Source organism: Stappia sp. TSB10P1A, from assembly GCF_900185725.1.
Classification (GTDB): domain Bacteria; phylum Pseudomonadota; class Alphaproteobacteria; order Rhizobiales; family Stappiaceae; genus Stappia.
Window position 1 is genome coordinate 169506 of record NZ_FYAU01000018.1, and the last position, 19943, is coordinate 189448.

The window sequence follows — 19943 nt, forward strand, 5'->3', positions numbered from 1 at the left end:
CAGGTGCCTGACGTTTTTTTCTCGAAACGAACGTAAGGATAAAAGATTGGCACGTAGGGAGAAGGTCGTGACGGAAAGGTGGTGGCATAGTTTGCGCCGTTGTGCGCGTTCCGGGCCGCGCCATTCGATCGGGACCTATGGAAAGTGAAATGACGGAACTCTCCAGAACTTCTGCGTTCGGACCGGACCTTGCAGGTCCGATCCAGATCGACGGCAAGAACGAGGCGCGGCTCTCCATCGCCGAGATGGCCGAAACCTTCGGCGTCACCCTGCGGGCGCTGCGCTTCTACGAGGAAAAGGCCTTGCTGCGCCCGGAGCGCAAGGGCGCGCGCCGCTTCTACGGCGCCCGCGAGATCGGGCGGATGAAGGTGATCCTGCAGGCCAAGCGGATCGGTCTGACCCTGGTCGAGATTCGCGAGGTGATCGCGCTTCTGGAAGGCAAGACCGGCCGCATGTCGCAGCTTCGCGCCCTGCGCGAGATGTGCGCGCGCCAGGAAGAGCTGCTGAACGAGCAACTCGCCCAGATCAGGGATCAGGCGAAGGAGACCACGGATGTCCTCGCCGCGCTCGACGGGCTGATCGAGGCCAATCCGCAGGCGTGACCAAGGGGCCGCGCGCCCTGCGATCGAGACAAGCAGCGCCGTCCGGGATGCCGGGCGGCGTTTTTGCTTTTTGGGGGGTGTTGCGGTCCGACGTCATCCCGGCCGCTCCCCCTGTCCGCGGTCATCACGGGCAAGACGAAGCCGCGACCCGGGAACCATTGGCGCCCTCGGCAGGCGCGAGACGGGAGCGCATCGCCACCTCAACGGCTGTCATGCCTGCGAAGGCAGGCATCCAGTATCCGCCGGGGCTGGTGGTGGCGTGAAGCTAGCCGCCTCCGGCGTTCCGGCGGCCGTCGGTGACCCTGTGGCACCGTCACGGCTCGATCCGCGCGACCTGTGGTTACTGGGTCTTCGGTCTTCGGCTGCGCCGAAACCGGGACGACAGGCTGAGCGTGGGGTTCGTGCGGGCGCGTCCTCGCCACCGCTCTGGCAGCCAATGGCCCCCGGCTCTGCGCTTGCGCGCGGCCGGGGTGACCTCGGAGGGGGCGCGGGGTCTTTGCCAGTCTCACCGGCTGTCGTCTCGGCCATGCCTCCCTCTCGGACGTCGTCCCGGACGAGGCCGAAGGCCGAAGATCCGGGATCCATTGGTGCCCTTGGCAGGCGTGAGGCGGGAGCGCATCGCCACCTCAACGGCTGTCATGCCTGCGAAGGCAGGCATCCAGTATCCGCCGGGGCTGGTGGTGGCGTGAAACTAGCCGCCTCCGGCGTTCCGGCGGCCGTCGGTGACCCTGTGGCACCGTCACGGCTCGATCCGCGCGACCTGTGGTTACTGGGTCCCGGTCTTCGGCTGCGCCGAAACCGGGACGACAGGCTGAGCGTGGGGTTCGTGCGGGCGCGTCCTCGCCACCGCTCTGGCAGCCAATGGCCCCCGGCTCTGCGCTTGCGCGCGGCCGGGGTGACCTCGGAGGGGGCGCCGGGTCTTTGCCAGTCTCACCGGCTGTCGTCTCGGCCATGCCTCCCTCTCGGACGTCGTCCCGGACGAGGCCGAAGGCCGAAGATCCGGGATCCATTGGTGCCCTCGGCAGGCGTGAGGCGGGAGCGCGTTGCCACCGCCCGGCTGTCATACCTGCGAAGGCAGGTATCCAGTATCCGCCGGGGTGAGCAGGAGCACGAAGACGTCTCCCCGGAGCAAAAGAAAACGCCGCCCGCGGGGGCGGGCGGCGTGGCGTGCGTTTGATGCAGTCAGATGAGGGGCCGCGATGCGCCGGTCAGGCGGCGGCGTCCTTTTCCGGGATCGCCGGGGTGCCGGCGCGGGCGCGCATCAGGTTGGTGAAGCGGCGGAACAGGTAATGGCTGTCGCGCGGGCCGGGCGAGGCTTCCGGGTGGTACTGCACCGAGAAGACCGGCCTGTCCTTGAGCCGCAACCCGCAATTGGAGCCGTCGAACAGCGAGACATGGGTCTCCTCGACCGCCTCCGGCAGGCTCTTGGCATCGACCGCGAAGCCGTGGTTCATCGAGGTGATCTCGACCTTGCCGGTGGTGCGGTCGAAGACCGGATGATTGGCGCCGTGATGGCCCTGATGCATCTTCATGGTGTCGCCGCCAAGGGCGAGCGCCAGCATCTGATGGCCGAGGCAGATGCCGAAGACCGGCAGGCCGCTCGCGACCAGATCGCGGATCACCGGCACGGCATATTCGCCGGTCGCCGCCGGATCGCCCGGACCGTTGGACAGGAAGATGCCGTCGGGCTTGCGCGACAGCACATCCTCAGCGCTCGCATCGGCGGGCAGCACCGTCACCTTGCAGCCGGCATCGGTCAGAAGCCGCAGGATGTTGCGCTTGATGCCGTAGTCGATGGCGACGACGTTGAATTCACCGCCCTCGCGCTTCCCATAGCCCTGGTCCCAGACCCAGGGGGTCTGCGTCCAGCCGTAGCTCTGCGAGGAGGTGACGTCCTTGGCAAGGTCCATGCCGACGAGACCCGGCCAGTTGCGGGCGGCAAGCTTAAGTGCCTCGATGTCGAACTTGCCGTCCGGATCATGGGCGATCACCGCATTGGCGGCGCCGGTCTCGCGGATCAGGGCGGTGAGGGCGCGGGTGTCGATGCCCGACAGGCCGATGATGCCGCGCGCCTTCAACCAGGCATCGAAATGCCGGGAGGCGCGGTAATTGGCCGGCTCGGTGACGTCGGCGCGGACGATCGCCCCGCGCACGCCGGAGGCCGAGGCCATGTTGACGGTCTCGACATCTTCCTCGTTCGTCCCCACATTTCCGATATGCGGAAAGGTGAAAGTGACGATCTGCCCGGCATAGGAGGGATCGGTGAGGATCTCCTCATAGCCGGTGAGGGCGGTGTTGAAGCAGACTTCGGCACAGGCCTGGCCGGTGGCGCCGAAGCCCTGGCCCTCGATCACTGTGCCGTCGGCCAGGACGAGAACGGCCGTGGTCGGCGGCGCGGACCAGACGTCGGCGGTCGTCATATCTTGCTTTCCCGATCGGTTCGATGACATGATTTCGCTGAGCGCGCCTTGACGGAGCGGGGCTCGGCTGTCAACGGTGCGGCTCGCGCGGCACTCTAGGGGAAGCGCGCGTGAGGGTCAACTGACTGACTTTATAAAAATAATCCTTGAAAATCAACGAGATGGACGAGGTGTCCGGCAGTGGAGCCGAAGCTTTGAGGAAAGTTTCCGCGCTTCCGTCCCGGGCAAGCGACAGGGCAGAGCATGCGTGAGAGGATCGATGCGGCGTTGCAGGACGCCGTGGAGAACGACGACAAGCGGCGGGCGGCGACGCTGAGGCTGGTGCAGGTGGCGATCCGCGACCGCGATGCCCGCTGCCGCGAGCTCGGTCACGACGTCGTGCCGGACACGGAGATCCGCGAGATCCTCAACAAGATGCTGCGCCAGCGCGAGGGTTCGGCCCGCGACTACGAGGAGGCGGGCCAGATCGACCTTGCCGCCGAGGAGCGCGAGGAGATGGCGATCATCCAGGAATTCCTGCCGCCCCAGTTCGACGAGCGGGCAATGCAGAACGCCTGCGAGGACGTGGTGCGCGACATCAACGCGCGGGGCCTGCGCGACATGGGCCGCTGCATGAGCGCGCTGAAGGAACGCTATCCGGGGCAGATGGACTTCGTGCGGGCGAGCTGCATGGTCAAGGATCTGCTGCGCAGCGAATAGGCGCGCCTCCGCGCCGGTGGAATTTTCCGCCGGTCTGTCCTACCTTGATCCTGAAGGCTGGCGCAGCCGCCCCGAAAGGGGCCGCGCGCCGGCGATGCCGCTGTCGAAAGCCCGTAGCCCATGCGATTTTCCCCCGGTCTCCTCGACGAGATTCGTGCCCGAGTGCCGTTGTCGGAGGTGGTGGCGCGGCGGGTGAGCTGGGACCGGCGCAAGTCGCAGCCGGCGCGCGGCGACTTCTGGGCCTGCTGCCCGTTCCACCAGGAAAAGACCCCGAGCTTCCATGTCGACGACCGGCGCGGCCGCTACAAGTGCTTCGGCTGCGGCGCCTCGGGCGATCATTTCCGCTTCCTGACCGAGACGGAGGGGCTGGCCTTTCCCGAGGCGGTGGAGCGGCTGGCCGAGCAGGCGGGCGTGGCGCTGCCGGCGCCCGATCCGCAGGCGGCGGCGCGCGCGGCCGAGCGCGCCAGCCTTGCGGAAATCTGCGAGATGGCGGCGCGCTTCTTCCAGGACGCGCTGGCGATGAGCGGCGGCGAGCAGGCGCGCGATTATGTCGCCCGCCGCCGGCTGCGCCCGGAGACAGTGCGCGAGTTCCGCATCGGCTTCGCCCCGAACGGGCGCGACGCATTGAAGCGGCATCTGATCGGCAAGGGCGTCGACGAGGCCTCGATGGTGGAGGCCGGGCTGGTGATCCGCCCGGACGACGGGCGGCCGACCTATGACCGCTTCCGCAACCGGCTGATGATCCCGATCCAGGACGAGCGCGGCCGGGTGATCGCCTTTGGCGGGCGCACGCTCGACCCGGACGGCCAGCCGAAATATCTCAACTCGCCCGAGACCCCGCTCTTCCACAAGGGCATGATGGTCTTCAACTTCCACCGCGCCCGCGAGCCGGCCCACCGCAGCGGCCAGGCGGTGGTGGTGGAAGGCTATATGGACGCCATCGCCATCGCCCAGGCCGGCATGGGCAATGTGGTCGCCGCGCTCGGCACCGCCTTTACCGAGGAGCAGGTCGGCCGGCTGTGGCGGCTGGCGCCCGAACCGGTGATCTGCTTCGACGGTGATGCGGCCGGCATCGCCGCCGCGCACCGGGCGGTCGACCGCATCCTGCCGGGGCTGCGCAGCGGCCATTCCTTCAGCTTCGTCTTCCTGCCCGACGGCAAGGATCCGGACGACCTGATCGCGCAAGGCGGGCTTGCCGCCTTCACCAAGGCGCTGGCGGGCTCGCAGCCGCTGATCGACGTGTTGTGGTCGCGCGAGGTGGACGCGGCGCGCATCGACACGCCGGAGCGGCGCGCGGCGCTGGAAAAGAGCCTCGACGACCTGGTGCGCACCATCGCCGACGAGCGGGTGCGGCGCGGCTACCAGCTCGACATCCGGCTGCGGCTGTCCAACCTGTTCTACCGGCAGGCGCGGGCCGCGCGCGGCCAGAACTTCGGCCAGAACTTCGGCCAGGGCGGGGCGCAGGGCGGCCAGAATTTCGGACAGGCTTTCGGACAGGGTGGGGCATTCCAGCAGGTGCCGTCCGGCCAGGCGCGCGGCTCGGATCTGCCGGAAAGCTCGATGTTCGGCCATGAGCGGATGCTGTGCGGGCTGTGCCTGAAATATCCCGAACTGCTGGAGCGGCATGTGGAGCGGCTGGCGCAGGCGCAGTTCGGCGACATGCTGCATGCGCGCTTTCGCGACGAATTGTGCCGCATCGCCACCGAGCTGCAGGACGTGCCGGTGAGCGGCTTCTTCGAGACGCTGGACACGCGCTTCTTCCAGATCCTGTCCGAGGCGCTGGACGGGCCGGAGGAGGCGGGCAGTGGCTCAGGCGGCGGCGCGGGCAGTGGCTCGGGCAGTGGCTCGGGCGGGGGGCGGCGGATGGTCGCCCGCTTCCACGATCTGTTGCAGCGGCTGCCGATCCTGCGGCACGAGCCGCCGGCGGAGTTCATCGAGGACCTGTTCTGCCACACTCTCGACGTGCTGGAACTGCGCGCGCTGGAGCAGGATCTCGATGCGGAACTGGCGGCGCTCGGCGACGGGCTCGACGAGGCGGACTGGGAGCGCATCCGCGCCCAGTCGCAGGACCTTGCCCGCCGGCGCGAGGAATGCGCCCGCATCGAGCAGGAGATTGCCGAACGGGGCAAGGTGTTCCGCTCGGCCCGCCCGGTCGCCGCCACGCCGGCGGGGGCGGCGGCGCGCGCACGCGCGGCGATAGCGCAAGGGGCGGCCGCCGGCGGCTGATGCGAGCCTGTGGATCGCAGACGCTCTTTGGTTGACGGCCAACGAATCACTCTTGCGAATCCGGACCTTTGCGCTACATAAGCACTTCAGGCAGCATCCAGAGCCGCGCCAGGCCAGCCACGCAGACCCGGTCCCAGGACAAGGGGGTCGCAAGCCGTGACAGGGAGCCGACATGGCGGCATGAAATCATTTTGCCTGCCGAGATCCCGCGTGGAACCGGATGGCCGGAGCGTCAGGCGCTTTTCGGCCAGGCCGGTGTCTGGTCTTGTCGAACCGGTTTGCAGGGTTAAGTGGCACTTAACGGACAGCGACTAAGACTGGCTTTCTGTCCCCCCCGGCGTGGCGGCGCGTCGCGGGCAGGGGATCCGCATGGCCGAAAGGCCGTGGCCGGCACGGGATCCGGTATTCCGCCGCGACATGAATGACTCAGCCGGTCCTCCGGCTTTCCGGGCGCGATAGGCGCGGAAAGCGGAGCCGGGCCCGCAGGGCGGGCACTGAGCGAGACGAACGACAGACCACGAACGACAGCGCCAGGCCGCAGGGCCGGCGGGGCCGGAGACAGCAATGGCAGCCAAATCGACGCAGGCGGAAGAGACCCAGGAACCCGCGACCGAGACCTCCGACGGTCCGCTTCTCGATCTCTCCGATGCCGCGGTCAAGCGGATGATCAAGCTCGCCAAGAAGCGCGGCTATGTGACCTATGAGGAGCTCAACGAGGTGCTCCCGTCCGAGGAGGTCACCTCCGAGCAGATCGAGGACACGATGGCGATGCTGTCCGACATGGGCATCAACGTCATCGAGGAAGAAGAGGCCGAGGAGGCCCAGGCGGACGACCAGGGCGGCGAGATCGTCGAGGCGAGCCCGACCGCGGTCGCCAAGACCACGGCGAAGGAGCCGACCGACCGCACCGACGACCCCGTGCGCATGTATCTGCGCGAGATGGGCTCGGTCGAGCTGTTGTCGCGCGAAGGCGAGATCGCCATCGCCAAGCGCATCGAGGCCGGCCGCGAGGCGATGATCGCCGGGCTCTGCGAGAGCCCGCTGACCTTCCAGGCCATCATCATCTGGCGGGACGAGCTCAACGAGGGCAAGGTCCTGCTGCGCGACATCATCGATCTCGAGGCGACCTATGCCGGCCCCGACTTCCGCGGCGACGATGCCGAGGAGAGCGAGGAGGAGAGCACTGCCGAGGGCGGCACCGCCGGCGCCCCCGGCGCGGCCCGCGAGGACACCGCCCGCGAGGGCGGCCGCCCGGCGGGCGAGGCCGAAGCCTCCGGCGAGACCGAGGGCGAGGGCGACGGCGAGGAGGACGACGAGTTCGAGGCGAACATCTCGCTCTCCGCGATGGAGGCCGAGCTGAAGCCGAAGGTGCTGGAGACCTTCGACCGCATCGCCGACGACTACAAGAAGCTGCGCCGGCTGCAGGACCAGCTCGTCGAGAACAAGCTCGCCAACAAGACCCTGTCGCCCTCCCAGGAGCGCCGCTACAAGAAGCTGAAGGAAGACATCGTCGTCGACGTCAAGAGCCTGTCGCTGAACCAGCAGCGCATCGACGCGCTGGTCGCCCAGCTCTACGACATCAACAAGCGGCTGATGGGCTATGAGGGGCGGTTGCTGCGCCTTGCCGACAGCCACGGCGTCGACCGCGGCGACTTCCTGAAGCAGTATCAGGGCAACGAGCTGGACCCGAACTGGATCCGCAAGGTCGCCAACCTTGCCTCCAAGGGCTGGAAGAACTTCGTCGCCCAGGAGAAGGAAACGATCCGCGAGCTGCGCCAGGAGATCCAGAGCCTTGCCTCGGAGACCGGCCTGGAGACGGCCGAGTTCCGCCGCATCGTCTCGATGGTGCAGAAGGGCGAGCGCGAGGCGCGCATCGCCAAGAAGGAGATGGTGGAGGCGAACCTGCGCCTCGTCATCTCCATCGCCAAGAAATACACCAACCGCGGCCTGCAGTTCCTGGACCTGATCCAGGAGGGCAATATCGGCCTGATGAAGGCGGTCGACAAGTTCGAGTACCGGCGCGGCTACAAGTTCTCCACCTATGCGACATGGTGGATCCGGCAGGCGATCACCCGCTCGATCGCCGACCAGGCCCGCACGATCCGCATCCCGGTGCACATGATCGAGACGATCAACAAGATCGTGCGCACCTCGCGCCAGATGCTGCACGAGATCGGCCGCGAGCCGACCCCGGAAGAGCTGGCCGAAAAGCTGCAGATGCCGCTGGAAAAGGTCCGCAAGGTGCTGAAGATCGCCAAGGAGCCGATCTCGCTCGAAACGCCGATCGGCGACGAGGAAGACAGCCACCTCGGCGACTTCATCGAGGACAAGAACGCGGTGCTGCCGATCGACGCGGCGATCCAGTCGAACCTGCGCGAGACGACGACGCGGGTGCTGGCCTCGCTCACCCCGCGCGAGGAGCGCGTGCTGCGCATGCGCTTCGGCATCGGCATGAACACCGACCACACGCTGGAGGAAGTCGGCCAGCAGTTCTCGGTGACGCGCGAACGTATCCGCCAGATCGAGGCGAAGGCGCTGAGGAAGCTCAAGCACCCCTCGCGCTCGCGCAAGCTGCGCTCGTTCCTCGACAGCTAGGCGCGCGGCGTTTTCCGGCGCGGAAGGACGACCCTTCGGGGGGTCTGGGGATGGTTCTGGGGATGGCTTTGGGGCCCGGCGGCAACGCCGGGCCCTGTCGTTTGGGGCGTCCTCGCTCCCGCTCTGGCGAGCAATCGCCCCCGTTGGGGTGGACGGCCCCCATCCGGCTCTCCGGCTTCGCCTGCGGCCGGGGTGACGGCCGAGAGGATGTGTGGTCTCGCCTCCCTCTCGGATGTCGTCCCGGTCGCGCGTGAGCGCGAACCGGGAACCATTGGCACCCTGAGCGGAGGTTTGTCGCACTCGACCTTTCCCCGCGTCTCCCCGGACGGGCATCGCGAGATCCGGAACCGGCGAGCCACGGCGGGTGTGGGGACGGCCGGGAGCGCGCCCCATAGGCCCTCGGCTCGCCGCCCGGCTCGGCGCTGCGCGCCGTCCGGGAGGACGCAGGGAGGGGCGTACCATCGATCACGCTCGCGCGAGAGCGGGGCGGCGCGCGTTTGCCGCCTCCCTTTTTCCCCGAAGCTGGGGTAGGCGTAGCAGCGGGCGGGCGACACACGCGGCCCGACCCACCAACCGGAGAGACGGGGCCCGACCCTGAGACAGCCGAGCGACACTGAGGAGCCGGGGTTTTTCCCCTCGCCGCCGGGCGAGCGGGCGGGCGACGCCGTGCCCGCGCCGCCCGCCGTGTCCCCTGTTGTGTCTCCTGCCGCGCCCGCCGCTATGCCGGATGTCGCGGCCGAACTCGCCCCCGGCGAGACCGCGAGGCAACCGGGCGAGGGGCCGGCCGGGCGCGGGCGGATCGGCGCCGGCCTTGCCCTGTCGCTGCTGCTGCACGGGGCGATTGCCGCATGGGTGTTGCTCGGCCCGGAGGCGGCGCGCGTGCTGCCGCCCGTCACCGACGAGCCGATCGAGGTGGTGCTGGTCGCCCCGCCGCCGCCCGCGCGGGACGAGGATCAACCGGCGGAGGAGGAGGGGGCGCAGGCCGAGCCGCCGCCCCCGCCCGCCCCGGAAGAGGAGCCCACAGAGGAGCCGGCTGCCGAGGACGCGGAGCAGGAGGAGCAACCGGCCGCGGAGACGCCGCCCGAGCCGCAGGAGCCGCCCCTCCCCCAGTCGGAGACGGCCGCGGCGCCGCGCGTGCTCATCCCCGTCACCGAATTCGCCGAGGAGGACAGCGGCGGCGCTGAGCGGGACGGCGAGATCGCCGCGCGCGAGAGCACCGACCCTCCCAGCGAGCCCACGCCCGACGCAGGCGGGGAAGCGCAGGCGGACGAGGCGCCCGCCGGGACTGACACTGAGGCTGGCACTGAGACTGGTGAGCAGGCTGGCGAGCAGGCTGGCGAGGGCGCGCCGCAAGAGGAGGCCGCCGCGCCGGAGATGGAGACGGCCGACGAGACGGTCGACCAGCCGGCTGAGCAGCCGGAGCCGGAGACAGAGACGGAGACAGAGACGGAGGTGGCGGCGCTGACCGATCCGGGCCGCACCGAGACGGAGACAGCGACGGATGTCGAGGTGCCCGAGACGCTGGCGGCACCAGGTGACGAGATCGGCGACGTGATCGGCGAGGGCATCGGCCTGCCACGGGCAAAGCCGGAGGAGATCGCCCGCCTTGCCGAGGCGCCCGCCGATCCCCGCGCGCGGGCCGAGGCGGTGGCACGGGCCATCGCCGCGACGACGCCGGGCTCCGGCGGGCTGGACTTCGCCCGCCCCGGCAGGGGCGCCGGTGGCGGGCTTTCCGGAGATCTGGCCGGGGATCTGGCCGGCGGTACGACGGCAACACGCCTGTTCTCGCGCGAGATTTCCGACGATCCGCGCATGCGCACGGCGATGAACGGCATGCCGCACGCGGCCCGTGTCGACCTGTTGTGCATGACCGAGTTGCGGGCGCAACTGAGGGTCGCGACGCCCCCCTATCATGCCGACCTTCTGCCCTCGTTCCGGCTGGAGAGCGGCACGGTGCTGGAGCCGCGCCGGGCGGCCTTCCGCGCCGGCGGCCAGTGGTACGACCTTGCCTTCCGCTGCGAATTGAACACGCAGGTGACCCGCGTCGAGCGCTTCACCTTCCGCGTCGGCGCGCCGGTGCCGCGTTCGGACTGGTCGGCCCGCGGCTTCCCGAGGAATTGAGGCGAGGGCTTGCATCATCGGCGGGCGCGGGACAGTCTGGCGGCGGTGCGAATCCCGTGCGGCCGCAACGGAATTCGGGGCGGCTGGGAAAGTGGCGGATGACCAACAAGCTCTATTATGGCGACAATCTCGGCGTGCTGCGCGACCATGTCGCCGACGAGAGCGTCGATCTTGTCTATCTCGACCCGCCGTTCAACTCCAACGCCACCTACAACGTGCTGTTCAAGGCGCCGGACGGGGCGCAGAGCCAGTCGCAGATCGAGGCCTTCGACGACACCTGGCAATGGGGCGAGACCGCCGAGGATGCCTATTGGCAGGTGCTGAAAGGGCCGAACAGCGAGGCGGCGCGCATGCTGGAGGCGATGCGCGGCTTTCTCGGCGAGAACGCCATGATGGCCTATCTCGCGATGATGGCGATCCGCCTCATCGAACTGCACCGGGTGCTGAAGCCGACCGGCAGCCTCTATCTGCATTGCGACCCTACAGCCAGCCACTATCTCAAGATCCTGCTGGATGCGATCTTTGGGGCGCGCCAGTTTGAAAACGAGGTCGTATGGCAGAGAACGAATACGAAAGCTCATGCTTTCACGAGATTTAGTTCCTCGCATGATGTTATTTTTTACTATAGAAAGAGTGGTGATTTTACTTGGAATCCGCAATATCTACCTCATTCCGATGATTACATTAAATCTCATTATGGAAATATTGAAGAAGAAACTGGAAGAAGATATACTCTGGGAGACTGTACAAATCCGAACCCAGATCGGCCAAATTTAACGTACGAGTGGATGGGGGTAACAAAAGTTTGGAGGTGGACGAAAGAAAAAATGCAGTCAATGCATGATCAGGGTAGGATCATTTATACAAAGTCCGGTGCTCCGAGATACAAACGCTATCTGGACGAGATGAAGGGCACGCCAATCAGCAGTGTCTGGACCGACATCCCTCCAATCAATTCCCAAGCCCAGGAACGCCTCGGCTATCCGACCCAGAAACCCGTGGCGCTGCTGGAGCGGATCGTTTCCGCCTCGTCCAATCCGGGCGATGTGGTGCTCGATCCCTTTTGCGGCTGCGGCACCACCGTGCATGCGGCGCAGAAGCTCGGGCGCGCCTGGATCGGCATCGACGTCACCCATCTCGCCATCTCGCTGATCGAGCGGCGGCTGCGCGACGCCTTCGGCACGGACGCCCGCTTCACCACCTATGGCGTGCCCAAGGACATCGGCGCGGCGCGCGATCTCGCCGCCCGCGACAAGCACGAATTCGAGAAATGGGCGATCTCGCTCATCCCCGACGCGCAGCCCTTTCGCGGCGGCAAGAAGGGCGCGGACACCGGCATCGACGGCATCGTCTACATGCGCACCGAGAAGAACCGCACCGACAAGGCGATCGTCGAGGTCAAGGGCGGGGGCGTCTCGGTCGACCAGATCCACAAGCTCAAGAGCGTCATCGAGCGGGAAAAGGCGCTGGTCGGCCTGTTCGTGACGCTGACCCCGCCGACCAAGCCGATGATCGCCGAGGCCGCCGCCGCCGGCTTCGCCGACACCGCGTTCGGGCGGGTTCCGCGCCTCCAGATCCTGACCATCGAGGGGATCCTCGAACACCGGGAAGTGCCGCGCCTGCCGGCCGTCGACTCGTCCGCCTTCAAGAAGGCGCCCAAGGAGAAGCAGCAGGGACAGACCTCCCTCGACCTGTGAGGCCGCGCCGCCATGCGTGGGCGTCCTCGCTGTCTGTCGTGGTGCTGCCGATGTGCTGCCGATGTGCCGTTCCCTTCGCGCCTGCCTCTCCCGGCGTCATTCCGGGCGAGGCCGCAGGCCGAAGACCCGGAACCGGGGAGGCACGGTGGGTGTGGCGTCGTTCGGGCGCGGGGCCGAGAGGCTCTCGGCTCGCCGGTCCCGGGTCGCGGCTTCGCCTTGCCCGGGATGACGAAAGGAGAGGGCGGAGCGGGAGGACGCGCAGAAAAGGGGATGCTGCCGGGAGCGGGAAAGGAGGCCCTCGCGCGCGGGAGGACGCAACGCGGGTGCGGAGTGCTGTTTCGGCCGCTCTGGGAACGAATAGCCCCCGGCGCTCCGGCTTCGCCTGCGGCCGGGGTGACCTCCGAGGGTGGGGCGTGGCCGTGCCTCCCCCACGGAGGTCATCCCGGTCGCGCGTGAGCGCGAACCGGGAACCAATGGCCCCCTCAGCGGATGTTTGTCGCACTTGATCTCTCCCCGCGTCATTCCGGGCGAGCATCGCGAGACCCGGAACCGGGGAGGCACGGTGGGTGCGGCGTCGTTCGGGCGCGCGGCCGAGAGGCTCTCGGCTCGCCGGTCCCGGCTCGGCGCTCGCGCGCCGTCCGGGAGGACGCGAGGAGGGGGCGGAGCGGGAGGACGCAACGCGGGTGCGGAGTGCTGTTTCGGCCGCTCTGGGAACGAATAGCCCCCGGCGCTCCGGCTTCGCCTGCGGCCGGGGTGACCTCCGAGGGTGGGGCGTGGCCGTGCCTCCCCCACGGAGGTCATCCCGGTCGCGCGTGAGCGCGAACCGGGAACCAATGGCCCCCTCAGCGGATGCTTGTCGCACTTGATCTCTCCCCGCGTCATTCCGGGCGAGCATCGCGAGACCCGGAACCGGGGAGGCACGGTGGGTGTGGCGTCGTTCGGGAGCGTGGCCGAGAGGCTCTTGGCTCGCCGGTCCCGGGTCGCGGCTTCGCCTTGCCCGGGATGACGAAAGGAGAGGGCGGAGCGGGAGGGCGCGCAGAAAAGGGGATGCTGCCGGGAGCGGGAAAGGAGGGCCTCGCGCGCGGGAGGACGCAACGCGGGTGCGGAGTGCCGCCTCTGCCGCTCTGGGAACGAATAGCCCCCGGCTCTCCGGCTTCGCCTGCGGCCGGGGTGACCTCCGAGGGTGGGGCGTGGCCGTGCCTCCCCCACGGAGGTCATCCCGGTCGCGCGTGAGCGCGAACCGGGAACCAATGGCCCCCTCAGCGGATGTTTGTCGCACTTGATCTCTCCCCGCGTCATTCCGGGCGAGCATCGCGAGACCCGGAACCGGGGAGGCACGGTGGGTGTGGCGTCGTTCGGGCGCGGGGCCGAGAGGCTCTTGGCTCGCCGGTCCCGGCTCGGCGCTCGCGCGCCGTCCGGGAGGACGCGAGGAGGGGGCGGAGCGGGAGGACGCGCAGAAAAGGGGATGCTGCCGGGAGCGGGAAAGGAGGGCCTCGCGCGCGGGAGGACGCAACGCGGGTGCGGAGTGCTGTTTCGGCCGCTCTGGGAACGAATAGCCCCCGGCTCTCCGGCTTCGCCTGCGGCCGGGGTGACCTCCGAGGGTGGGGCGTGGCCGTGCCTCCCCCACGGAGGTCATCCCGGTCGCGCGTGAGCGCGAACCGGGAACCAATGGCCCCCTCAGCGGATGTTTGTCGCACTTGATCTCTCCCCGCGTCATTCCGGGCGAGCATCGCGAGACCCGGAACCGGGGAGGCAGAAGCGGGTGTGGCGTCCTTCGGGCGCGTGGCCGAGAGGCTCTTGGCTCGCCGGTCCCGGCTCGGCGCTCGCGCGCCGTCCGGGAGGACGCGAGGAGGGGGCGGAGCGGGAGGACGCCAAGGAGAGAGCCGCGCGCCGTCGCGGGCGCTGCTCACCCCCCTCTGTCGGCTGCGCCGACATCTCCCCCTCATCTCTTTCGCGGGGGGGAGAGGGGCGCGCGCGGCTCGGCCCGCGTGTCGTCGCCAGCGCTCTGGCAACCAATAGCCCCCGGATCTCGCGATGCTCGTCCGGGGCGACCTCCGAGAGGATGCGAGGTCGGGCGTCATTCTCAGGGGGCGTCCCGGTTATCCCCGTCCTCTCGTCGCACGGGGCTCCCCCTTTCGTCGTATTCCGGCATAGGCTGGCATCTGCCGCGCCGGGATCTCGTCCGTATCCGGCTCAAAGGGCGGGCGCCCACAATCGGGAGCGCGGCGCGAAGGAGGGTTGAATGAATTTCCTCAAGGGCTATTCCGCACCGCTGCTCAGCGTCTTCCGCATCGCGGCGGGCCTGCTGTTCCTGCAGCATGGCACCACCAAATATCTCAGCCTGCCGCCGACGCAGATGTCGGGCGCCTCGCCGATGACCATGGGCGGCGCGGCCGGCCTGATCGAGCTGGTGTGCGGCGCGCTGATCGTCCTCGGCCTGTTCACGCGGCCGGCCGCGTTCCTCGCCTCCGGCACGATGGCGGTCGCCTATTTCCTGGTGCATGCGCCGCAGAACTTCTATCCGATCCTCAACGGCGGCGAGCTGGCGGCGCTCTACTGCTTCGCCTTCCTGTATCTTTCGGCGGCGGGCCCCGGCCCGATCAGCATCGACCGGATGCGCGGCGCGGCCTGAGGGTTTTCGCAGGACCATGATCCTGTGGGCGCGGCAGCAGTGCCGCGCCCGTTTGTGTTTCGGCCTCACCGCTCCGGGGCGAGCAAGCCGTCGACAAGCGCCGCGAAGACGGCGAGGAAGCCGGCCTCATTGGCGCCCGAGGCGATGTCGAGCGCGGCGCGGTCGAAGGCGGCGGAGAGCACGCCCGTCAGCGCATCGAGCGGCAGGGGGCGCAAGTCGCCTTGCGCGAGGGCCTCCGCCAGCCCCTCGCGCAGGGTGCGGCCAGCATGCAGGGCGTCGAGCCGCATGACCTCACGGGGGCCGAGCGCCGCCGGCCCGTCGACCAGCAGGATGCGGCAGCGGCCGGGGGCGCGCATCGCCGCAAAGTAAGCCCGCGCGCCGGCAAGCAGCGCCGCGCGCGCGGACGGCGCCTCGGACGACCCGTCCTCGATCTCGCGCGCGACGGCCCGGCTTTCCGCCTCGAAGACGGCGGCGAAGAGTGCGGTCTTGTCGGCGAAATGGTGATAGAGCGCGCCGCGTGTGACGCCGGCAGCAGTGACGATCTCCGGCGTCGAGGTGTCGGCGAAGCCCTTTTGCGCGAACAGGCGCCGGCCGGCGGCGATCAGCTCGCCGCGCATTTCGGCGGAGCGCTCGGAATTGCCGCGGCCCTTGCCGCGCCGCCGGTCCGGCTTTTCGGTCATCGTGTCGGTCATGGCTTTGTCCCTTTACATACAGACTGTCTGTATGTATATGGATACAGGCTGCATGTATGTGACATGGGGCGGTGCCGGCAGGCAAGGGTTTGCTGCCGGGACCGAACGAGGGACGAGATGGCCGGGCCGCAGGGGCGGCGGGCGAGAAACGAAAGGACAGGCCATGAAGGTGACGAGCTATTACCCGGTGCTGATGACGGACGAGGTGGAGGCGACCGCGCGGTTCTACGAGACGCATTTCGGCTTTCGCCGCGCCTTCAGCGCCGACTGGTATGTGCATCTGCAGTCGGAAAGCGATCCGTCGGTGAATCTTGCCGTGCTCGACGGCAGCCATGAGACGATCCCGGCGGCGGCGCGCGGACAGTCGGCCGCCGGCCTGCTGCTCAATTTCGAGGTGGAGGATGTCGACGCCGAATATGCGCGGGCGACGGCGGCGGGCCTGCCGATCCTCTTGGACATTCGCGACGAGGAGTTCGGCCAGCGGCATTTCATCACGCGTGATCCCGGCGGCGTGCTGATCGACGTGATCAAGCCGATCCCGCCGAGCGCGGCGTTCCTGGCGCAATATGCGGAAGGGGCCGTTCCGGGTGCGTGAGCGCGGGGTGGAGAGTGTGGACAAGGGGGGCGGGTGCGGCTTGCCAAGGCCGGGACGGGGAGGCCAGAATGCGGGCCGAACACCTGCCTTCTTCTCTCCCGAACATCGGAACCAGACATGCCGCATGCTGCGACCCTCAAGCTGCTCCAGGACTATTATGCCGCCTTCAACGCCGGCGACACGGCAGCGATGCTGGAGCTCGTCACCGACGACATCGCCCATGATGTGAACCAGGGCGAGCGGCGGCAGGGCAAGGCGCTGTTCGCCGCGTTCAACGACCACATGACGCGCTGCTACAAGGAAGAACTGTCGGAGATCGTGATCTTCGCCAGCGAGGATGGCCGCCGCGCGGCGGCGGAGTTCATCGTCTCCGGCACCTATCTCGTCACCGACGAGGGCCTGCCGGAGGCTTCCGGCCAGACCTATCGCCTGCCGGCCGGCACGTTCTTCGACATTCGCGAGGGGCGGATCGCCCGCATCACCACCTATTACAATCTGCAGGAGTGGATCGCCCAGGTCGGCGCCTGATCCCCGTTCACGCCGGCAAGGAGGCCGTTGCCATGAAGGTCATCGTCGTCGGCGCCGGCATTGCCGGGCTCTCCACCGCCTGGTCGCTGATGAAGCGCGGCGTCGAGGTGGTGCTGGTGGAACAGGGGCCGATCCCCAATCCGCTGTCGGCCTCGGGCGACCATCACCGGATCATCCGCCGCGCCTACGGGGCGCAGGGCGGCTATCAGCGGCGGATCGACGAGGCCTATGCCGCCTGGGACGAGATGTGGGCCGATCTCGGCGACAAGCATCTGGCCGATACCGGCTTCCTGCTGGTGTCGCAGACCGGGCGGGACGCGGCCGTCGACTATCGCGACAGCCTCATTGCCGGCGGCTATCCCGTTGAAGACCTGAGCTGCGAGGAGGCGGTGCGCCGTCACCCGTTCCTCGATCCGGCTGGCGTGCATTCGGCGGCCTTCAGCCCGGAAGGCGGCGTGCTGCTGTGCCGGCATATCGGCCGCGATCTGCTGGCCTTCCTGCAGGGTGCTGGTGTGACGATCCGCGCGCAGACGCAGGTGGCGGCGGTGGACGCGGCGGCAGGAAAGGTGCGGCTTGCCGACGGCGGGGAGCTTGCCGGCGATCATGTGGTGGTGACGGCCGGCGCCTGGGTGCTGCAACTGTTCCCGCAGCTTGCCGACCGGCTGACCTCCTATCGCACGGCGGTCGCCTATCTCGATCCGCCGGCGGATCTGGTCGCCGCCTGGGAGGCCGCGCCGGTGATCCTCGATGTCGGCGGCACGGTCGACGGCTATGTCCTGCCGCCGGTGCGCGGCACGGGGCTGAAGGTGGGGGCGGGCATTCACAAGGCGCGCGCCGGCGCCGACGAGCGGCGGGTGGCAGAGCCGGGCGAAGGCGAGCGGCTGCGCGATCATTTCGCCCCGCCGTTTGCGCGGATCAAAGAGTACCGGGTGAGCGAGGTCGTCACCTGCGCCTACACGTTTACCGCGGACGAGCATTTCCTCGTTGCCGGGGAAGACCGGCTGACCATCGTCTCGGCCTGCTCGGGCCATGGCTACAAGTTCGGCGCCGCCGTCGGCCGGCGGGTGGCCGAGGGGGTGCTGTCCGGCGACCGGGCCGGCTTGAGGGAGTGGCTCGAGGCGCGGGACTGAGGGGCGTCTCGCCTGCCGCCCCTGGCTGGGCCTCTCCTTTCGTCATCCCGCACGCAGCGTGAGCCAGATGCGGGATCGGAGGGCCGAGGGGCTGGTGGCAGCGCGAGGACGCCCCTTGAGCGCCGTGGCTCTCCGGTCCCGGATCTTCGGCCTTCGGCCTCGTCCGGGAAGACGAAAGGAGAGGTTGGAGCGCATGAGCTACGCTGCCAACGTCCCGCCTCACGCCCGCCGAGGGTGCCAATGGGTCCCGGGTCGCGCTGCGCTTGCCCGGGATGACCTCCTGAGAGGGAGGCACGACCCCGCATCCCCTCTGCCGTCACCCCGGACGAGCATCGCGAGATCCGGGGCCTATTGGCTGCCAGAGCGGTTGCGAAAACAGGTCAGCCCCTCCCGTCGCGCGCCGCAAAAAAGCCGCCGTCCCGGGGGGGGGGGGCGGCGGCCTTGTTGTTTTCGGGCAAGCAGGCACAGGCGTCAGGCGCCGGTCCTGCCTTCCTCGACCGCATCGCGGATGAAGCGCGGCAGCGCGAAGGCGGCTGCATGCACTTCCGGCGTGTAGTAGCGGGTGTCGATGCCGGCTGCCTCGAACCGCTGCTCCAGCACGCCGAGCGGCTGGCGGCGCAGCGCCGGATCGTCGCTGGCCCAGCCGAGCGCCATGTGGCCGCCGAAATAGGTCGGGATCGCCGCGACATAGGCATAGGCGTCGCGATAGATCTTCGAGAAGTGGCCGATGGAGGAGACCAGCTCGCCCTTCTGCAGGAAGGGGACGCCGTTCTGGGTGACCAGCACGCCGCCCGGCTTCAGGCAGTGATGGACGCCGCGATAGAACTCCGGCGTGAACAGCACGGCGCCGGGGCCCATCGGGTCGGTGGAATCGACCATCACCACGTCGAAGCGGCGATCCGTTTCGGCGACGAAGCGCGCCCCGTCGGCGATGACCAGGTCGAAGCGGTCGTCCTGGAAGACGGAGGCGTTGAAGTCGGCGAAATGCTCCTTGGAGAATGCGACGACGGCGTCGTCGATCTCCACCTGGGTCAGCCGCTCGATGCCTTTGTGCTTCAAGGCCTCCTCGGCCATGCCGCAGTCGCCGCCGCCAACGATCAGCACCTCGCGCGCCGCGCCATGGGCGAGGATCGGCACATGCGCCATCATCTCGTGATAGATGAACTCGTCGGCGGTGGTGACCTGGGTGACGCCGTCGAGCATCAGGACCTTGCCGAACACCGGATTGGTGAACAGCACGAGATCCTGATGCTCGGAACGATCCTGGTAGAGGATGTCGTCGCAGGAATACTGCACCTGGACACCCGGATAGAGCGTCTCGCGGAAGACCAGCCCGTCGCTCATGCGACCTTCTTTCCGCGCAGCAGCTCGCTGACTTCCGAACGCCCCGGACGGAAGGCGCGCTCCAGCACCTCGACGCATTTTTCCGGCCGGGCGTCGCCGCACATGAACACGTCGAAGGCGGCATAGCCGGCCTCGGGCCAGGTGTGGACCGAGATATGGCTCTCCGCCAGCACCGCAACGCCGCTGACGCCGGTCGGCTCGAATGGGTGCAGGTGGATGTGCAGCAGCGTTGCCCCGGCCTCCTCGACGCAGGTCTTCAACGTCTCCTCGATGAAGGGAAGATCGTCGAGACGCGAAGCGTCGTAGAGGTCGATGATCAGATGCGAACCGGCACAGCGGACGCCCTCGCGCTCGATGAAGTGATCGAGCCGGTCGTCCTGCGTGTTGGCCGCAGGCGCGGTAATTCTGTTGTCTTCCGTATGGGTGGTGCTTCTCGGCACGTCGAAGGCAGTTGCGTCCGCAAACGATGCGTCGGCGCCCTCAATGTGACGTGCCTCCAAGTCCATCCCCAATTGGAAGAGGCCGTCGTCAGACATGGCGGTCTCCCCAACCAGCAGATGAAACCCGGGTTCAGTCCCGAACGGGCATGCTATAGGGTGCTTCGTGCTGCGATGCAATGGACGTTTTTCCGCAAGTCCCCCGAAACCGGCGAGAGCGCATGA

Annotated in this window: 14 protein-coding genes; 10 read left to right on the top strand and 4 right to left on the bottom strand. The window is 68.5% G+C overall.

Features of this window, described 5'->3' with window-relative positions; all coding sequences use genetic code 11:
• The first annotated feature begins 149 nt into the window (after positions 1-149).
• On the top strand, positions 150-602 hold the full coding sequence (locus tag TSB10P1A_RS07440) for a MerR family transcriptional regulator (RefSeq protein WP_186387272.1): 453 nt from the start codon (positions 150-152) through the stop codon (positions 600-602).
• A gap of 1208 nt (positions 603-1810) precedes the next feature.
• Here TSB10P1A_RS07440 and carA read toward each other — a convergent pair.
• The gene (gene carA, locus TSB10P1A_RS07445) at positions 1811-3022 is read right to left on the bottom strand and encodes a glutamine-hydrolyzing carbamoyl-phosphate synthase small subunit (protein WP_186387273.1); all 1212 of its coding nucleotides are present in this window, start codon (positions 3020-3022) and stop codon (positions 1811-1813) included.
• 243 nt (positions 3023-3265) lie between these two features.
• On the opposite strand from carA, the gene TSB10P1A_RS07450 reads away from it, so the two are divergent.
• From TSB10P1A_RS07450 to TSB10P1A_RS07475, 6 genes are all read left to right on the top strand, one after another.
• The gene (locus TSB10P1A_RS07450) at positions 3266-3721 is read left to right on the top strand and encodes a GatB/YqeY domain-containing protein (protein WP_186387274.1); all 456 of its coding nucleotides are present in this window, start codon (positions 3266-3268) and stop codon (positions 3719-3721) included.
• 120 nt (positions 3722-3841) lie between these two features.
• Entirely contained in the window at positions 3842-5947 is a 2106-nt protein-coding gene (dnaG, locus tag TSB10P1A_RS07455; protein ID WP_186387275.1) for a DNA primase, read from the top strand.
• 564 nt (positions 5948-6511) lie between these two features.
• Positions 6512-8542 carry an RNA polymerase sigma factor RpoD gene (rpoD, locus tag TSB10P1A_RS07460; RefSeq protein ID WP_186387276.1) on the top strand — a complete coding sequence of 677 codons (2031 nt, stop codon included), beginning with the start codon at positions 6512-6514 and terminating at the stop codon, positions 8540-8542.
• Positions 8543-9262: 720 nt separating this feature from the next.
• Complete coding sequence (locus TSB10P1A_RS23935) at positions 9263-10663, top strand: DUF930 domain-containing protein (RefSeq protein ID WP_186387277.1); 1401 nt, start codon at positions 9263-9265, stop codon at positions 10661-10663.
• Positions 10664-10761: 98 nt separating this feature from the next.
• Positions 10762-12360: a site-specific DNA-methyltransferase gene (locus TSB10P1A_RS07470; RefSeq protein ID WP_186387278.1), complete on the top strand. Its 1599-nt coding sequence runs from the start codon at positions 10762-10764 to the stop codon at positions 12358-12360.
• A gap of 2242 nt (positions 12361-14602) precedes the next feature.
• Positions 14603-14992, top strand: coding sequence for a DoxX family protein (locus tag TSB10P1A_RS07475; protein WP_186387279.1), 390 nt, complete (start codon positions 14603-14605; stop codon positions 14990-14992).
• Between the two features lie 65 nt (positions 14993-15057).
• On the opposite strand, the gene TSB10P1A_RS07480 is transcribed toward TSB10P1A_RS07475, so the two are convergent.
• Positions 15058-15684 (bottom strand): TetR/AcrR family transcriptional regulator, encoded by a 627-nt coding sequence (locus tag TSB10P1A_RS07480; RefSeq protein WP_305849898.1) that lies wholly within the window; start codon positions 15682-15684, stop codon positions 15058-15060.
• Positions 15685-15847: 163 nt separating this feature from the next.
• Between TSB10P1A_RS07480 and TSB10P1A_RS07485 the strand changes: the two genes are divergently transcribed.
• From TSB10P1A_RS07485 to TSB10P1A_RS07495, 3 genes are all read left to right on the top strand, one after another.
• Positions 15848-16279, top strand: coding sequence for a VOC family protein (locus tag TSB10P1A_RS07485; protein WP_186387280.1), 432 nt, complete (start codon positions 15848-15850; stop codon positions 16277-16279).
• Between the two features lie 117 nt (positions 16280-16396).
• Positions 16397-16807 carry a ketosteroid isomerase-related protein gene (locus TSB10P1A_RS07490; protein ID WP_186387281.1) on the top strand — a complete coding sequence of 137 codons (411 nt, stop codon included), beginning with the start codon at positions 16397-16399 and terminating at the stop codon, positions 16805-16807.
• A 32-nt stretch (positions 16808-16839) separates the two neighbouring features.
• A complete protein-coding gene (locus tag TSB10P1A_RS07495) occupies positions 16840-17937 on the top strand; it encodes an FAD-binding oxidoreductase (RefSeq protein WP_186387282.1) in 1098 nt (365 codons plus the stop codon).
• A gap of 471 nt (positions 17938-18408) precedes the next feature.
• Here the strand turns inward: TSB10P1A_RS07495 and speE are convergent, their stop codons facing one another.
• Complete coding sequence (speE, locus tag TSB10P1A_RS07500; RefSeq protein WP_186387283.1) at positions 18409-19281, bottom strand: polyamine aminopropyltransferase; 873 nt, start codon at positions 19279-19281, stop codon at positions 18409-18411.
• The gene (gene speD, locus TSB10P1A_RS07505) at positions 19278-19817 is read right to left on the bottom strand and encodes an adenosylmethionine decarboxylase (RefSeq protein ID WP_186387284.1); all 540 of its coding nucleotides are present in this window, start codon (positions 19815-19817) and stop codon (positions 19278-19280) included. Before speD ends, speE begins: the two co-directional genes overlap by 4 nt.
• Positions 19818-19943 lie beyond the last annotated feature (126 nt).